This is a genomic window from Tateyamaria rhodophyticola, assembly GCF_047777875.1.
Lineage (GTDB): Bacteria > Pseudomonadota > Alphaproteobacteria > Rhodobacterales > Rhodobacteraceae > Tateyamaria.
This window is the reverse complement of sequence record NZ_CP180519.1, coordinates 3,451,055-3,467,481: the sequence shown is the minus strand read 5'-3', so window position 1 is coordinate 3,467,481 and position 16,427 is coordinate 3,451,055. Positions and strand designations below refer to the sequence as shown.

At 62.0% G+C, this 16,427-nt stretch carries 17 protein-coding genes; 14 read left to right on the top strand and 3 right to left on the bottom strand.

Going from position 1 to position 16,427, the window contains the following annotated elements:
• Positions 1–69 precede the first annotated feature (69 nt).
• Positions 70–639, top strand: coding sequence for a cache domain-containing protein (locus ACERHN_RS18555; protein ID WP_415920497.1), 570 nt, complete (start codon positions 70–72; stop codon positions 637–639).
• A gap of 437 nt (positions 640–1,076) precedes the next feature.
• Here the strand turns inward: ACERHN_RS18555 and ACERHN_RS18550 are convergent, their stop codons facing one another.
• Positions 1,077–2,081, bottom strand: a complete 1,005-nt coding sequence (locus tag ACERHN_RS18550) for a GlxA family transcriptional regulator (RefSeq protein WP_415920496.1) — start codon at positions 2,079–2,081, stop codon at positions 1,077–1,079.
• A 175-nt stretch (positions 2,082–2,256) separates the two neighbouring features.
• Between ACERHN_RS18550 and ACERHN_RS18545 the strand changes: the two genes are divergently transcribed.
• Positions 2,257–3,630 carry a class II 3-deoxy-7-phosphoheptulonate synthase gene (locus ACERHN_RS18545; protein ID WP_415920495.1) on the top strand — a complete coding sequence of 458 codons (1,374 nt, stop codon included), beginning with the start codon at positions 2,257–2,259 and terminating at the stop codon, positions 3,628–3,630.
• 70 nt (positions 3,631–3,700) lie between these two features.
• Here ACERHN_RS18545 and ACERHN_RS18540 read toward each other — a convergent pair whose 3' ends face one another.
• Positions 3,701–4,366, bottom strand: coding sequence for a PAS domain-containing protein (locus ACERHN_RS18540; RefSeq protein WP_415920494.1), 666 nt, complete (start codon positions 4,364–4,366; stop codon positions 3,701–3,703).
• Between the two features lie 259 nt (positions 4,367–4,625).
• On the opposite strand from ACERHN_RS18540, the gene ACERHN_RS18535 reads away from it, so the two are divergent.
• The 12 genes from ACERHN_RS18535 (at position 4,626) to phoB (ending at position 15,736) form a co-directional block, all read left to right on the top strand.
• A complete protein-coding gene (locus tag ACERHN_RS18535; RefSeq protein ID WP_415920493.1) occupies positions 4,626–5,504 on the top strand; it encodes a YicC/YloC family endoribonuclease in 879 nt (292 codons plus the stop codon).
• Positions 5,505–5,506: 2 nt separating this feature from the next.
• Positions 5,507–6,148 (top strand): guanylate kinase, encoded by a 642-nt coding sequence (gene gmk, locus ACERHN_RS18530; RefSeq protein WP_415920492.1) that lies wholly within the window; start codon positions 5,507–5,509, stop codon positions 6,146–6,148.
• Positions 6,145–6,672: a gamma carbonic anhydrase family protein gene (locus tag ACERHN_RS18525; protein WP_415920491.1), complete on the top strand. Its 528-nt coding sequence runs from the start codon at positions 6,145–6,147 to the stop codon at positions 6,670–6,672. Before gmk ends, ACERHN_RS18525 begins: the two co-directional genes overlap by 4 nt.
• Positions 6,672–6,995: a hypothetical protein gene (locus tag ACERHN_RS18520; protein WP_415920490.1), complete on the top strand. Its 324-nt coding sequence runs from the start codon at positions 6,672–6,674 to the stop codon at positions 6,993–6,995. Before ACERHN_RS18525 ends, ACERHN_RS18520 begins: the two co-directional genes overlap by 1 nt.
• Positions 6,992–8,182, top strand: a complete 1,191-nt coding sequence (locus tag ACERHN_RS18515) for a trans-sulfuration enzyme family protein (RefSeq protein WP_415920489.1) — start codon at positions 6,992–6,994, stop codon at positions 8,180–8,182. The genes ACERHN_RS18520 and ACERHN_RS18515 overlap by 4 nt, the downstream gene beginning before the upstream one ends.
• A 9-nt stretch (positions 8,183–8,191) precedes the next feature.
• On the top strand, positions 8,192–9,268 hold the full coding sequence (locus tag ACERHN_RS18510) for a sensor histidine kinase (protein ID WP_415920488.1): 1,077 nt from the start codon (positions 8,192–8,194) through the stop codon (positions 9,266–9,268).
• 284 nt (positions 9,269–9,552) lie between these two features.
• Positions 9,553–10,593: a substrate-binding domain-containing protein gene (locus tag ACERHN_RS18505; protein ID WP_415920487.1), complete on the top strand. Its 1,041-nt coding sequence runs from the start codon at positions 9,553–9,555 to the stop codon at positions 10,591–10,593.
• A 102-nt stretch (positions 10,594–10,695) separates the two neighbouring features.
• The gene (gene pstC / locus ACERHN_RS18500; RefSeq protein WP_415920486.1) at positions 10,696–12,171 is read left to right on the top strand and encodes a phosphate ABC transporter permease subunit PstC; all 1,476 of its coding nucleotides are present in this window, start codon (positions 10,696–10,698) and stop codon (positions 12,169–12,171) included.
• The gene (gene pstA, locus ACERHN_RS18495) at positions 12,171–13,505 is read left to right on the top strand and encodes a phosphate ABC transporter permease PstA (protein ID WP_415920485.1); all 1,335 of its coding nucleotides are present in this window, start codon (positions 12,171–12,173) and stop codon (positions 13,503–13,505) included. Before pstC ends, pstA begins: the two co-directional genes overlap by 1 nt.
• Before the next feature lie 12 nt (positions 13,506–13,517).
• Complete coding sequence (gene pstB / locus ACERHN_RS18490; protein ID WP_415920484.1) at positions 13,518–14,315, top strand: phosphate ABC transporter ATP-binding protein PstB; 798 nt, start codon at positions 13,518–13,520, stop codon at positions 14,313–14,315.
• A 12-nt stretch (positions 14,316–14,327) separates the two neighbouring features.
• On the top strand, positions 14,328–15,041 hold the full coding sequence (phoU, locus tag ACERHN_RS18485; protein ID WP_415920483.1) for a phosphate signaling complex protein PhoU: 714 nt from the start codon (positions 14,328–14,330) through the stop codon (positions 15,039–15,041).
• Positions 15,042–15,046: 5 nt separating this feature from the next.
• On the top strand, positions 15,047–15,736 hold the full coding sequence (gene phoB, locus ACERHN_RS18480; RefSeq protein WP_415920482.1) for a phosphate regulon transcriptional regulator PhoB: 690 nt from the start codon (positions 15,047–15,049) through the stop codon (positions 15,734–15,736).
• Positions 15,737–15,742: 6 nt separating this feature from the next.
• Here phoB and ACERHN_RS18475 read toward each other — a convergent pair whose 3' ends face one another.
• Entirely contained in the window at positions 15,743–16,327 is a 585-nt protein-coding gene (locus ACERHN_RS18475; protein ID WP_415920481.1) for an SRPBCC family protein, read from the bottom strand.
• Positions 16,328–16,427: the final 100 nt, after the last annotated feature.

Here is a 16,427-nt window from a genome sequence, read left to right as displayed (position 1 = left end):
TAAGCGAAAGCGCTTAGCCTTCCTGCGTCACCGATTGATGCGGTGATTCCAATTTGGGAAGGATCACTCATGAAATACGCCATTGCCACGGGCGCACTGTGCCTGTCCGCGCTTTCCGTCAGTGCGGCGGAACCGTCGGTTGCCGCACTTACCTTTGCCCGCGAACAGGCCGCCGCATGGATCAATCACCCAGCCATTATTACGGCCATCCACACGCAAAATGCCTCCACCGCCGTTCTGGCGCAGGATGATATCAACACGCTCGACCGTACATGGCGGGCCGAAGTTGGCACGCCAAACGCACCCACAATTGCGGCCGTCATCAATACGCCCGCTTCCGAACATCTGCGGGCAAATGTGGCCGCAAACAACGGCATGATCACCGAAGTGTTCGTTATGGACGCGCGCGGTCTGAACGTGGCAAGCAGCGGGGTCACGTCTGACTATTGGCAGGGCGATGAGGCCAAGTGGATCGAGACCTATATGAAAGGGCCGGATGCCGTGCATGTGTCGAACATTGAGTTCGATGAAAGCACGCAGACGTATCAGATGCAGGTGTCACTGCCCGTATCCGACCCGGACGATGGCACGGTGATCGGCGCGGTAACGTTCGGGATCAACGCGCAGTCGTTCTTCTGACTTTGGGCGCCCGGTCACGGGGGTTGTGCCACGGGTCTTGTGTCACTGGGGCATTTGTCACGAGGTTTTTGTCACGGGGCAGGGCGGGCCAACGACCGGAGCGCCGCGCGCTGAAAGTCGGCAATTGCGTCCTGGTTCGCGGCCTGCTGCGCGCGCGTATTGTGACTGCTGACAGCGTTTTGCTGTCGGATGTACTCAAACAGGCGCGCACGCGGCGTGATGGAAGTCGGATCAAACGTCATGGCGGCCATCTACGCGCCAATCACGGCCCGGTTGCGACCCGCGCGGGGCGTTCCTGTGTCACTGCATCAGGCGCGCTGTCCGCGTCATAGCGGCGCATTTCAGGAGAGGTGTAAGCTTGAAGCCTAGGTCGAATAACGGAGCGCCGTGATCAGGCCGGTTCAAAGCGATGGGTCCATGCCGCGCGGTGCGACGCGTCAAACAGACAACCGTGCCGCATGCGTGCCGCGTTCGCGGTATGGCGTCGTGTCATAATGCGCGCGGTAGCATTTCGAAAAATGCGAGGGTGATGCAAAACCGCAGGCGAGTGCGACGTTGATCACACTCATATCCGTCTGCATTAACAGGTTGCGCGCCTTTTGCAGCCGCAATTCCATGTAGTACCGCTTGGGGCTGCGGTTCAGGTAGCGCCGGAACAGCCGTTCCAATTGCCGCGTGGACATGCCCACATCCTTGGCCAGGATCGACGGGCTGATCGGCTCTTCGATATTCTGTTCCATGATCTGGATAACCATGCTCAGCTTGGGGTGGCGCACGCCGATCCGCGTCGGCACCGACAGCCGCTGCGTATCCTGATCGGTGCGGATCGCGGAATAGATCAACTGATCCGCCACGGCATTCGCAAGATCTTCGCCATGGTCATCGGCAATCAGCTTGAGCATCAGGTCGATGGAGGACGTCCCGCCCGCGGTCGTCAAACGCTTATCATCCACGACAAACACTGATTTGGTCAGCTCAACCTCCTGAAATTCTTCGGAAAAGCTGTCCTGATTTTCCCAGTGGATCGTGGCCCGCTTGCCCTCAAGCAACCCCGCCTTGGCCAGTGAATAGGCCGCCGTGCACAGACCGGCCATCACCACGCCCTTGCGCGCTTCGCGGCGCATCCAGCTGAGCAGGCGTTTCGTCGTTGCGGTTTGCACATCAATCCCGCCGCAGATCATCACGACATCGTCGCGCGTCAATTCCGTCAGATCGCCATCCAGCTTGAACCCTGTCCCGGCCGAGCAATAAGCGACATCGCCGCCTTCGCCGACTGTGCACCATTCATAGAGCGTGCGCCCGGCCATCCGGTTGGCAATGCGCAGGCTTTCAACCGCAGCGGAGAAGCACAACAACGTAAAGTTGTCGAGCAATACAAACACATAGCGGGTTGGTTTTTCGACCTCTTTATGGGTCGGTTGGGCCGAACGCATCGTGGACATCGCGGCAATCATCCTGAGCAAATGCGAAGGTGTATCCCTTCGACGTATTGCCAGCCTGACCACGCCGGATTGCCCGCGTCAAGAGGGCGCAATTCGCATATGGTGCCCCGGCTGCGCGTTTTGTATAGAGGGGCCGCGACTGAGATCGCTAACACCAGCGGAGTGAGTGAGAGAGATGAGCGATTGGAAAAAATCTGACTGGCGCGCCAAGCCCCGGATCCAGATGCCCGATTATACCGACACTGCGGCCCTGAACGCGGTTGAGGCGCAGCTTGCCAAGTATCCGCCGCTGGTCTTTGCCGGTGAGGCGCGGCGGCTCAAGGCGCATCTGGCAGATGCGGCGCGGGGCGAGGCGTTCCTGCTGCAGGGCGGCGATTGCGCCGAAGCCTTTGATCAGTTCAGCGCCGACAGCATCCGCGACACGTTCAAGGTCATGCTGCAAATGGCGATGGTGCTGACCTATGGCGCGAAGGTTCCGGTGATCAAACTGGGCCGTATGGCCGGGCAATTCGCCAAACCGCGTTCGGCCCCGACCGAGACCGTGGATGGCGTGGAGCTGCCAAGCTACCGCGGGGACATCATCAACGAATTGCCCTTCACCGCCGAAGCACGCATTCCCGATCCGACCAAGATGTTGCAGGCCTACACCCAGGCGGCGGCAACGCTGAACCTGTTGCGCGCCTTTTCGACGGGTGGGTTTGCGGACATGAACATGGTGCATTCGTGGACCCTTGGGTTCACCGAAGGACCGGAGGCGGAAAAGTACCGCGAGATCGCGAGCCGTATTCAGGACACCATCGACTTTATGGCGGCTGCCGGGATCACCGCAGACACCACGCACGAATTTTCGTCCGTGGAATTTTACACCAGCCACGAATCCCTTCTGCTGGAATACGAAGAGGCGCTGACGCGGGTCGACAGCACGACGGGCAAATGGCTCGCCGGGTCCGGGCACATGATCTGGATCGGCGACCGCACCCGCCAGCCGGACGGGGCACATGTGGAATTTGCGCGCGGCGTGCAGAACCCGATTGGCCTGAAATGCGGCCCCTCGATGACGACCGAAGACCTCAAGGTGCTGATGGCGAAGCTGAACCCCGAAAACGAGGCAGGCCGTCTGACGCTGATCGCGCGCTTTGGTGCGGGATCGGTGGGCGAACATCTGCCCCGTCTGATCAACACCGTGCGCGAAGAAGGCGCCGAGGTTGTGTGGGTTTGTGACGCGATGCACGGCAACACGATCAAATCCTCCACCGGTTACAAGACGCGGCCGTTTGACTCCGTCCTGCGCGAGGTGCGCGAATTCTTTGGCGTGCACCAGGCCGAAGGGACAATCCCGGGCGGCGTGCATTTCGAAATGACGGGTCAGGATGTGACGGAATGCACCGGTGGCGTGCGTGCGGTCACCGAAGAGGATCTGAGCGACCGGTATCACACGGCATGTGACCCGCGTCTGAACGCGTCGCAGTCGCTGGAACTGGCGTTTCTTGTGGCCGAAGAACTGTCATCGCTGCGTGAAACGCGGGCGGGGGCACGCGCCGCCGGGTAAAGACGCAGCCTTTGGACAAAGAAAAACGCGCGGCCGCGAGGCTGCGCGTTTTTTGTTTCGGCTGCGTGGGTTAGTCGTCGTTCTTGACCAATCGGAGATAGGGCACGTCTGCGCGCGGTGTCTGCGCCTCAAACGCGGCGGACGGTTCGGCAAATCCCTTGGCCAGCTCCGCACGCTCCTCGCGTTCGGGCGCAGGTGCGGGCACGGTCGGTTGCGGCACCGACGACGGCGCGGTGATCGGCCGGATTTTCGCGCCCACCACGTCAAACCGCCGCGGGCTCAGCCCGATATCGCCTTGCGCCACCATACAGCCGAGGATGCGGCTGACGTCACCCAGATCGCTCTTGAGCGGCAACAGAAGCAGGCGCGCATCCATATGAGGACGGCCCGCGCCTTCTTCGGTCACCAGGCGCAATTCGCACACGGCGGGACGTTGAAACACCTCTTCGAGCGCGTCGGATGTCTGGCGCCGGCAGGGCGGCGTGATCAGGGAGGTGAGCGGCATTCCGCGCACTTCCATGCCCATCAGATCGCTCAGGTGACTGCCTGCGATGCGAATGCGGGCCATCCCCGGCGCGATCCGTTCGAGGACGAATGTGTATTCCAGCGCCGACTCGATCCCGCGCGGGTCGATCTCGGACCGCTTGGGCATGATCCGCATACCGCGCAGGCCTTCCCAATAGGCCTCAACCTGCGAAATTGCCGAATATCCGGTGTCTGCGCGAAACTCTGTCATTGCAACGATATTGTGGGCATTTGGGTCCGTTTTGTCCATCACTAGCATCACTCACTCTTATGCACCGCCAAAACACTGGCGACACCCCGATTGTTCCCAGCACGTTTATAACAAGTTTGCTGGCAATTTTTGCGACTATCCTAACCATTGGTTAACCCACCTTTCGAAACCGGGGGCGGGCAATGGCTTGTCTGGCCGGGCCGAAGCCCCTAAAGCCATGTGCATGACGACCCCTGCCTCTGACCCCCGCCTGCGCTCAATGACCGGTTTTGCGGCCCTCGCCGGCGCACATGATGCGCATCGCTGGTCGTGGGAGGTGCGTTCGGTTAACGGCAAGGGGCTGGACCTGCGCCTGCGGGTTCCGGACTGGATCGAAGGGTTGGAAGCGGCGCTGCGCCCGCTGGTGTCGGCACTGGCACGCCGCGGGAACGTGACGCTGTCGCTGCGGATTTCTCGCGAGGATGCGGCGTCGTCCCTGTCGGTGAACACCGCGCAGGCCACAGCTGCCATCGCGGCCCTGAAGACGATCAGCCAAGAGGCCGCCGCACAGGGTCTTGAACTGGCCCCGTCACGTGCCGCAGACATCGCAATGATGCGCGGCGTCATGGAACAGAGCACGACACAGGATGATCCCGCCCCCCTGCGCGCGGCCCTTCTGGCCGATGTGACAGGGCTTTTGGATGCGTTCGACGCGATGCGGGTGGCCGAAGGGGCCGCACTTCATGACATCCTGACGCGCCAGCTGGACGAGGTTTCAACTCTCGTGACCGAAGCCGAGGCGCTGGCCGAGGCGCGCAAGGACGAGGTCACGGCGACGCTCAAGCGCAACCTGGCGCGGGTTCTCGACAATACAGACGGCGCGGATCCGGACCGTGTGGCCCAGGAACTGGCACTGCTGGCGGTCAAGGCTGACATCACCGAAGAGCTCGACCGGCTGCGCACCCATGTCGACGCGGCACGGGCACATCTGGCGGATGGCGGTGCGGTGGGGCGCAAGTTGGACTTCCTGATGCAGGAGTTCAATCGCGAGGCCAACACGCTCTGCTCCAAGGCGCAGAACGCGGACCTGACGCGCGTGGGCCTCGCGCTCAAGGCGCTGATCGACCAGATGCGCGAGCAAGTTCAAAACGTGGAATGACCATGACCCAGCGACGCGGCCTTCTGATCATCCTCAGCTCTCCGTCCGGTGCGGGCAAAAGCACGTTGGCGGGACGCCTGCGCGCGTGGGATCCCGGCTTGCGGTTCTCCGTGTCGGCCACCACCCGTGCGCCGCGCCCGGGCGAAGTCGATGGCGAGCATTACCAGTTCATCACCGAGCCGGACTTCAAATCGCAGGTGACGGATGGTGAGATGCTGGAACATGCGCATGTGTTCGGCAATTTCTATGGCTCGCCCAAGGGCCCGGTCGAGGCGGCAATCAATGCCGGACAGGACGTGCTTTTTGACATCGACTGGCAGGGGGCGCAGCAGATCACCAATTCTGTGTTGGGCCAGCACACGCTGTCGATATTCATCCTGCCGCCGTCGATTGCCGAGTTGCGCCGCAGGCTTGAGACCCGCGCACAGGATGACGCCGAGACGATCGCGCGCCGGATGCAGAAAAGCTGGGACGAGATCAGCCACTGGGGTGGCTATGACTACGTGCTGGTCAACGACGACATCGACGAGACCGAAGCACAGCTCAAGACGATCATCACCGCCGTGCGGCTGCGGCGGTTGCAACAACCGCAGCTCACCGAGCATGTGCGCGCCCTGCAAACTGAATTCGAGGCCCTGTCATGACCCTCTATGCCCTGGGCGATTTCCGCCCCCAAATCGCGGATGACACCTGGATTGCCCCCGACGCCAACATCATCGGCGACGTTGTGATCGAAGCGGGTGCAAGTGTCTGGTTCTGCGCGACCTTGCGCGGCGACAATGAGACGATCACCGTGGGGGCCGGGTCCAACGTGCAGGAAAACACCGTGATGCACACCGATATGGGGTTTCCGCTGATCATCGGTGCAGGGTGCACGATCGGGCACAAAGCGATGCTGCATGGCTGCGAGATTGGCGAAAACAGCCTGATCGGGATGGGGGCCACGGTGCTGAACGGCGCAAAGATCGGCAAGAATTGCCTGATCGGGGCAGGGGCGCTGATCACCGAAGGCAAGGAAATTCCCGACGGCAGCCTCGTAATGGGCGCACCGGGCAAGATCGTGCGCGTCCTTGATGAGGCCGCCATTCAGGGGCTGCGCGCCTCGGCCCTGCATTATCAGGACAACATGCGCCGCTTTCGCACCACGCTTGAACCGGTGCGCGGCTGATGCCTCACTGCGCGCTGCACTATTCCGGCGATCTCGACATCGACATGGCGGCGGCGTTGGCCGAGGTGGAGGCCGTGATCCTGCGCCACGATCCCGGCGCTGGTGACACGAAGGGGCGCGCCTATCCTGCACCCGTTTTCCATCACACGCATCTCAAGGCGACCGTGGCGCTTTTGTCCAAACCGCATCGCAACGCGGCCTTTGTCGCCGCGCTTCAGGCGGACCTGGTCAACGCACTTGGCCGCGATCTGCCGCGCCCCTGCTGGCTGAGCGTGGACATCACGTTCAGCGGACCCTGCAACCACACGGAGCTTTTGACATGAGCCGCAACGAAAAGGGCACCCTTGTGCGCCCCGATCCACTGCCCGCCAGCGCATCGCGCCCGGTCGTTACCCCGCTGAGCCCGGCGGTGGTCTATGCCTCGGACACGCCCGACATGCTGGACGCGCAATATGACGGGGACCTGTCGGGATATACCTACAGCCGCGAAGGCCACCCCAACGCGGACGTGGTCGCGGCCCGCGTGGACGAGATGGAAGGCGCGCCGCATCTGGGCGTGATCACATCGTCCGGCATGGCTGCGGTGACGGCCGTGCTGCTGGGTCTGACACAGGCGGGTGATCATGTGATCGGCGGCAACACGCTTTATGGCCGGTCGCTGCGGATGATGAACGAGGACCTGCCGCGCCTCGGCATCGCCACCAGCCTTGTTGATCCGGGTGATGTAGAGGCCGTGCGTGCCGCCATCCGGCCCGAGACGCGGTTGATCATGGTTGAGGTCGTGTCGAACCCGACCCTGCGCGTGGCGGACATTCTGGGCATCGCGGCACTGGCGCGCGAGGCCGGCGTGCTGCTGGTGATCGACAACACATTCACCACGCCTGCATCGTTCCGTGCCTTTGATCACGGTGCGGACATCGTGATCCATTCGCTGACCAAACTGCTGTCGGGGCATTCCGACGTCATGCTGGGCTATGTCGCCGCCAAGGACCCGGAGATCAACGACCGGCTGCGCGTGTTTTCCGTGACCGCAGGCACGACCGGAAGCCCCTTTGACTGCTGGCTGGCGGAACGCGGCATGCTCAGCTTTGGGCTGCGCTTTGACCGGGCACAGGCCACCGCCGCGCGGCTGGCCGATCATCTCGCCGGGCTCAAGGGTGTGAAACGGGTCATCTATCCCGGACGCCACGACCATCCTGACCACGCCCGCGCCGAAGCGCTCCTGAAAGGGCGCTATTGCAACATGGTCAGCTTCGAAATCGACGGTGACCGGGCCGCAGCCAATGCGCTTGCCCGCGGCGCGCAGGGGCTCAGCTTTGCGCCGACGCTGGGGGATGTGGGCACGACCATCTCGCATCCGCTGTCCTCATCGCACCGTGCGCTTTCGGCGCCGGAACAGGCCGCTTTGGGCATGACCGAAGGGTTTTTCCGGGTGTCTGTCGGGTTGGAGGATGCTGACGCACTTTGTGCGGTGTTCTCGGATGCGGTGGCCGCCGCCTGCGGGGCATAGGCGCAGATCATGTCCGGCGCGCTCCTCGACGGTGTTCTCGCGGCCATCCCGCTGCCTGCGCTGGCCATCGACGGATCCGAACGTATCGTCGCCATCAACACCGAAGCGTTGACCCTGATTGGCCAGCAGGCGCGCGGCATGAACTATGTCACGATCCTGCGCCAGCCGATGCTTCTGGACGTGATTGAGGCGTGCCTGCGCGATGGGCAACCGCGCATGGCGCGGTATCTCGGTAACGACGGGGCGCAGGACACCACTTTCAAGGTCAGCTGCCGTGCCGTACGCGATATCGGCGCAGGCGGGGCAGGGGCGGTGATTGCCACGTTCGAAGACATCACCCACGTCGAACAGGCCGGGCAGATGCGCCGCGACTTTGTCGCCAATGTCAGCCATGAATTGCGCACCCCGCTGACCGCATTGATGGGGTTCATCGAGACGCTGCGTGGCCCTGCGCGCGATGACCGTGCGGCATCAGAGCGGTTTCTGGACATCATGCAGGGCGAGGCGGAGCGCATGAACCGGCTGGTGGGCGATCTGATGTCCCTGAACCGGGTGGAAAGTGATGAGCGTGTGCGGCCCACGGAAACCGTCATTCTGAACGATGTGCTCGATTCGACATTGCGCACGCTCAAACACCTCGCGGACGAGGCCAGCGTCACGCTGGAGACGGACCTGCCCGGGATGCGGGTCAAGATCACGGGCGATGCGGACCAGTTAAAGCAGGTGTTCACCAATCTGGTGGAAAACGCGATCAAATATGGCGGTGCGGGCGGACGTGTCACCGTGCGCCTGTCATACAACCCGCGCGAAGCGGTGCTGCGTGCGCCGGGCGCGCGGATACAGGTGACGGATTATGGCGCGGGCATCGATCCGTTGCATCTTCCGCGCCTGACCGAACGGTTCTACCGCGCCGATGATCACCGCAGCCGTGCCCTGGGCGGCACCGGGTTGGGGCTGGCCATCGTCAAACACATCATCAACCGCCACCGCGGCCGGTTGCGGGTCGACAGCACGCTGGGGCAGGGCGCGACATTCACCGTTATCCTGCCCGCACACCCGGTTTCCGCGGATGCAGCGCCTGTGTGAGCGGCGGTTTGTGACAGTGATTCTGTAGATTTCGCGGGCAAACCGGTGTTTGCGCCGCAGTAGGGGCCATTCCCGCCAAAGGTTCTGGCATGCGGACATCGCAAAAAACTCAATATCTTTCAATGCATTGCTGCCTTTTTGAACGTCCAAAACACACCCAAGTCGACCGAAAAGCGCATTGTCATAGAACTGTTACACACTTGTCACAAAAGCAGGGCGCAGATGGCCTAAACGGGCCGCAAGGTCCTCATGGGGGGGATCACAGAAAAGCTCAGGAGACTTTTATGTCCTTTGTGAAATGCACGACGTCGGCAATCGCGCTGACAGCTCTGGCTGCGACAACCGCCGTCGCACGCGATCAGGTTCAGGTTGCCGGTTCGTCCACCGTTTTGCCCTACGCGTCGATCGTGGCCGAAGCCTTTGGCGAAAACACCGACTTCCCGACACCGGTCGTGGAATCCGGTGGCTCCTCCGCGGGTCTCAAGCGGTTCTGCCAAGGCGTCGGCACGGAACACACGGACGTCGCCAACGCATCGCGCAAGATCCGCGAAAAAGAGATCGCAGCCTGTGCCGAAAACGGTGTGACAGACATCATCGAAGTGCGCATCGGCTATGACGGCATCGTCTTTGCCAGCCAGATCGACGGCCCGGCCTACACCGCATTCACCCAAGCCGACATCTTCAACGCCCTGGCCCCAAAGGTGATGGTGGACGGCGCTCTGGTCGACAATCCGCACACCAAATGGTCCGATTTCAACCCTGACCTGCCCGACGCCGAAATCCTGGCCTTCATCCCCGGCACCAAGCACGGCACCCGTGAAGTGTTCGAGGAAAAGGTTGTGGCCGTGGGCTGTGAAGAGACCGGCGCAATGGCCGCGATGATCGCGGGCGGCATGTCCGAGGATGACGCCGAAGACGCCTGCCTGTCCGTGCGCACCGACGGTCGTTCGGTCGACATCGACGGCGACTATACCGAAACGCTGGCCTCCATCGACGCCAACGAAAACGGCATCGGCGTGTTTGGCCTGGCGTTCTACGAAAACAACACCGACAAGCTCAAGGTGGCGACCATGGCCGGTGTGACACCGACCACCGAATCCATCTCGACCGGCGAATACCCGGTGTCGCGTCCGCTCTACTTCTACGTGAAAAAGGCGCATATCGGCGTGATCCCCGGCCTCAAGGAATACGCGCAGTTCTTCGTTGCCGACGAACTGGCTGGTCCCGCCGGCCCGCTGGCAGCCTATGGCCTCGTGTCTGACCCTGAGCTGTCCGTGACCCAAGCCGCAGTGGCGGACGAGAAAATCATGGGCGGCGGCAGCTAAGCCAGCGCGCGTGTAAGACGAAAACAAACTGGGCGGCGCATGTGTCGCCCGGTTTTTCTGCGGCCCATCAACGTCGGGTGCGCCGGGACACTTGGGGGACATATGCCAATCTTGTGGCTGTTGCTGATCGTTGTGGCCGTTGCGGCCGTGGGATTTGTTGCGGGACGTCGCCGTGCCCTGTCCAGTGTGGGTCATGACGGGCGCGCGCTGCACTCTCTGCCTGTTTACTACGGCGCGAACGCGTTCATGAAATCCATCGTGCCAGCGGCTGGTGTGATCCTGTTGTGGCTGCTCGCGCAGCCTCTTTTCATCGACAACCGCGTGTCGCAGATGCTGCCCGACGCCGAAATCCGCGAAGGCGGGTCGCGCAGCCTACTCATGTCCGAAGTGAAACGGACCGCCGACGGTCTGGACGCGGCTGTGCGCGCCGACATGCTGGACGACGGAACGGCGCGCAACCCGGACGCGGATGTCGAAGAGATCACCGCCACACTCAAGGAGGCGGGCCAGGTCGTCACCAGCCAGATCACACAACCCGTTCTGAATGCAGCACAAACCTACCGGACGATGCTGGAACGCTCGACCCTGTGGATGAGCATCGCCGCGATTTTCGTGGCCATTGCAGGGGCGGCATGGGGTGCGATGCAGAGCAGCGGGGCCTTCCGCGCCCGCAACGTGGTCGAGCAGGGCGTTATGGCCCTCCTGATCGCGGCGGCCTCGGTTGCGATCCTGACGACGATTGGCATTGTGCTGTCGCTGATCTTCAACACGGTGGAGTTCTTCCGCCTCTATCCTGCTGCCGACTTTTTCACCTTGCTCGAATGGGCGCCCAGCTTTTCCGGGCGGGGTGGCGCGTCGAGCCTGGGGATCATCCCGCTGCTGTGGGGGACGTTCTATATCTCCCTCGTGGCGCTGCTGGTCGCGGTGCCTGTGGGCCTCTTTGCCGCTGTCTATCTCAGCGAATATGCCAGCCCGCGTGTGCGGGGCATTGCCAAGCCGCTGCTGGAAATCCTCGCGGGCATTCCGACCATCGTCTATGGCCTCTTTGCCTTGCTGACCATCGGTCCGCTTTTGCTGAGCGTGTTTGGTGACGACACCGGGCTTGGTTGGATGCAAGGTCAGCGGGCGGTGCTGACGGCGGGCATTGCCATGGGCATCATGCTCATCCCCTTTGTCAGCTCGCTCAGCGACGACATCATCAACGCGGTGCCACAGGCGATGCGCGACGGCTCATATGGGCTGGGGGCGACAAAGTCCGAAACCATCAAGCAGGTGGTGCTGCCGGCCGCGCTGCCGGGCATTGTGGGGGCAATCCTTCTGGCGGCCAGCCGTGCGATTGGCGAGACGATGATCGTCGTGCTCGGGGCAGGGGCGGCGGCACGGTTGTCGCTGAACCCGTTCGAGGCGATGACCACCGTGACGGCCAAGATCGTGAGCCAGCTCACCGGCGACAGCGATTTCGCCTCGCCCGAGGCGCTGGTGGCCTTTGCCCTTGGCATGACGCTCTTTCTCATGACGCTCTGCCTGAACGTCTTCGCCCTCTACATCGTGCGCAAATACCGGGAGCAATATGACTGATGTCTGATATGAGCCTTGAGCCCGCCGCAAATGCACCGCGCGTGACCAAATCGCTGCTGACCGAAGATGCGCGCACCAAAAAGCGCAACGCGGCAGAGCGCCGGTTTCGGTCCTATGGCATCGCCGCCATTTGCACCGGCCTGTTCTTTCTTTTGGCGCTGTTGACCGCGATCCTGACCGCGGGTCTGCCTGCGTTCCGGCAGGCCGTCGTGGAAATCCCGTTCACGATGACCCAAGAGCAGTATGACGAGGCCGAAGCGGCCATGCTCAAGACTGCGATCTATACCGATTTCTTCATCGGCGGCCTGTCCGCCGAGATGGACGCCCAAGGCGTCACAGTCGCGTTCGACAAGGCGGCGGTGGAGCGTCTGTTGGGCAAGGTCGGTGGACAGTTGCGGTCGTTCTACAACGAAAACGAGGATCAGCTGGGCCAGACCGCAACGTTCGAGGTTGCCGCTGCGTCGCGCGTGGACCGCTACCTCAAGGGGACCTTTACCCGCGACGATCTGGTGGAGGGCAACCGGTTCTTCATGCCCGAGGACTTCGACCTGATTGATGCGATGCGCGATGCGGGGCTGGTGAAACAGGTGTTCAACTGGACCTTCATCACCGGCGTGGACACGGGCGTCGACAATCCCGGCGGGGCAGGGATCGGCGCGTCGGTTCTGGGATCGCTCTTCATGATGCTCGTGGTGCTGGTGCTGTCCCTGCCCATCGGGGTGGCCGCGTCCATCTACCTTGAGGAATTCGCGCCCAAGAACCGGTTTACCGACCTGATCGAGGTGAACATCTCGAACCTTGCCGCCGTGCCGTCCATCGTGTTCGGCATCCTGGGCCTCGCCGTGTTCATCCAGTTTGCGCATCTGCCGCAATCCGCCCCTCTGGTGGGCGGGCTGGTGCTGACGCTGATGACGCTGCCAACGATCATCATTTCGACCCGCGCGTCGCTCAAGGCGGTGCCGCCGTCGATCCGCGACGCGGCCCTTGGCGTGGGCGCGTCCAAGATGCAGGCGGTGTTCCACCACGTTCTGCCGCTGGCCGCACCGGGGATCCTGACCGGCACCATCATCGGGCTGGCGCAGGCTCTGGGCGAAACGGCACCGCTTCTGCTGATCGGGATGGTCGGCTTTGTCGCGCGCTATCCCGAGACATTCGCGCAAGGTTTCCTCGAGCCGAACTCGGCGGTGCCAGCGCAGATCTACAACTGGGCCGCGCGCTCGGATGCCGTGTTTACGGAAAAAGCATGGGGTGGCATCATCATCCTGCTGCTGTTCCTGATCACGATGAACACCATTGCCGTGATTCTGCGGCGCCGCTTTGAACGCCGCTGGTAAGGGGGCACAATCATGAACGACATGAGAATTGTGGAGAGAGACGTGGAGACCAGCGAAACCAAGATCGCCGCCCGTGGCGTGCAGGTCTATTACGGCGACAACCACGCCATCAAGGATGTGGACGTGAACATCGCGGACAAGACCGTGACCGCCTTTATCGGCCCGTCAGGCTGCGGCAAATCCACGTTCCTGCGCTGTCTCAACCGGATGAACGACACCATCGACATCTGCCGGGTCGAGGGTGACATCCTGATCGACGGCGAAGACATCTATGACAAGCGGATCGACCCGGTGCAACTGCGTGCCAAAGTCGGCATGGTGTTTCAGAAACCCAACCCGTTCCCCAAGTCGATCTATGACAACGTGGCCTATGGGCCGAAAATCCACGGGCTGGCCCGGAACAAGGCCGAACTGGACGACATCGTGGAACGCGCGCTGCGCCGCGGTGCCATCTGGGACGAGGTGAAGGACCGGCTGCATGCGCCGGGCACCGGTCTGTCGGGTGGTCAGCAACAGCGGCTCTGCATCGCGCGGGCCGTGGCGACGGAACCCGAAGTGCTGCTGATGGACGAACCCTGTTCCGCTCTCGATCCTATTGCCACTGCGCAGGTCGAAGAGCTGATTGACGAGCTGAAACAGAACTATTCCGTCGTGATCGTCACGCACTCCATGCAGCAGGCCGCGCGGGTCAGCCAGAAGACCGCGTTCTTCCACCTCGGCAATCTCGTTGAATATGGCGAGACCGGACAAATCTTTACCAACCCGGAAGACCCGCGCACCGAAAGCTACATCACGGGCCGGATCGGGTAGGGGACAGGGACCATGCAAGACCAACACATCGCCTCCGCCTTTGACCGCGACCTCGAAGCGATTCAGGCGCAGATCATGAAAATGGGCGGGCTTGTCGAAAACGCCATCCTCGAGGCCGCCGTCAGCCTCGAGACCCGCGACGAGGAACGCGCCGAAGCAGTGCGCCGCGCCGACAAGGCCATCGATGCGCTCGAAGAGCAGATCAACGAAGAGGCCGCGCGCGTCATCGCCCTGCGCGCGCCCACGGCCATCGACCTGCGGCTGGTTCTGACCATCATGAAGGTGAGCGCGAACCTCGAACGCATTGGAGACTATGCGAAAAACATGGGCAAGCGGACCTCCGTCCTGGCCCAGATGGCGCCCGTGAACGACAGCGCCGGTGCGCTGCGCCGCATGGCCAAGGAAGTCGAACGGATGCTCAAGGACGCGCTCGACGCCTATATCGCGCGGGATGCGGAACTGGCCCAGGACGTCATCGACCGCGACGAAGATGTGGATCAGATGTATAACGCGCTGTTCCGCGAATTCCTGACCTTCATGATGGAAGACCCGCGCAACATCACCGCGTGCATGCACCTGCATTTCATCGCCAAGAACATCGAACGGATGGGCGATCACGTGACTTCGATCGCGGAACAGGTTGTCTATCTCGTGACCGGATCCACGCCGGATGAGTCGCGGCAAAAGGCCGACAAGACCTCCGTCACACACGTCGTGCCGGAGTAAGCGCGATGTCCGTCGATCAACCCCGCGTTCTGGTGGTCGAAGACGAACCGGCACAACGCGAAGTGCTGGCCTACAATCTCGAGGCAGAGGGCTTTGCCGTCAGCCGCGCGCAAAACGGTGAAGAAGCGTTGTTGCTGGTGGATGAAGACCTGCCGGACATCATCGTGCTGGACTGGATGATGCCGCATCTGAGCGGGATCGAAGTGTGCCGTCGCCTGAAAGTGCGCCCCGAAACACGCAGCATTCCCGTGATCATGCTGTCGGCGCGGTCCGAGGAGGTCGACAAGGTGCGCGGCCTGGAAACCGGTGCCGATGACTATGTGGTCAAGCCGTATTCCGTCATCGAACTGATGGCTCGGGTGCGGTCACAACTGCGGCGCGTGCGCCCGTCGACAGTCGGCCAGCGGCTCGAGTTTGAGGATATCGTTCTGGATGCCGAAAGCCACCGGGTTACGCGCGGTTCAGATGCGCTGAAACTTGGACCTACCGAGTTCCGCTTGCTCAGCACTTTCATGGAAAAACCCGGTCGTGTGTGGTCGCGCGAACAGTTGCTCGACCGGGTCTGGGGGCGCGACATCTATGTCGATACGCGCACCGTGGATGTCCATATCGGACGGCTACGTAAGGCGCTGACGCATTTCGGCGGCAGCGACCCGGTGCGCACGGTGCGCGGGGCAGGGTACGCGCTTGGCTGAGCCAGCCTATTGCTGATCGAATGCCGCCTTCAGCCCGGCTATGCCACCTTCCATGAACGGCTCGAAATCATTGTCCAGAAAGCTGCGGATGAACGGTCTGGCGAAAAACACGTTCGGCGCGATGTTGTAACGCCAGACGATTTCTGAACCTTCCGCGGTGGGTCGCACCTGGAACGTGCCATAGATGTGATCAATGAACCGGCCTGACGAAGTGTTGATATCCCAGATCTGATAAGTGAATTCCGTGTCCGTGCTGGTCAGGACGCGCTCCAGAACGGCACCACCATCGGCCAATATCACGCGCCGGATGCTGCCCGGTTCACCCCATGGTCCCTTGAGCACTTCGATGGACTCAATCGCCGGAATGCGATCCGTCGGCTCCAGGTACTGCGTGATGGGATTGGCTTGAAAGAACGCCCAGGCCGAGGCGACATCGGTTGGCAGTGAAAGGATTTCCTCATTCGTCAGGTATTTGTTTTCTGACGCAAGATCAGGCGGTTGCTGCGCATCGCTCAACTCAAAGGCCGACAGTTGCGACGCAAGTCCGACCGCAAGCACGACAGACATTGCAAAAGCTGATAGGTTCTTCATGGGGACATCCTCATCTGTTGCGAAGTTCGCACTAAATAGTACGACTGTCGTAGTAGATGGGTTGAGCAACGCTTTAATCAAGTGGTTGTCGCATCACATT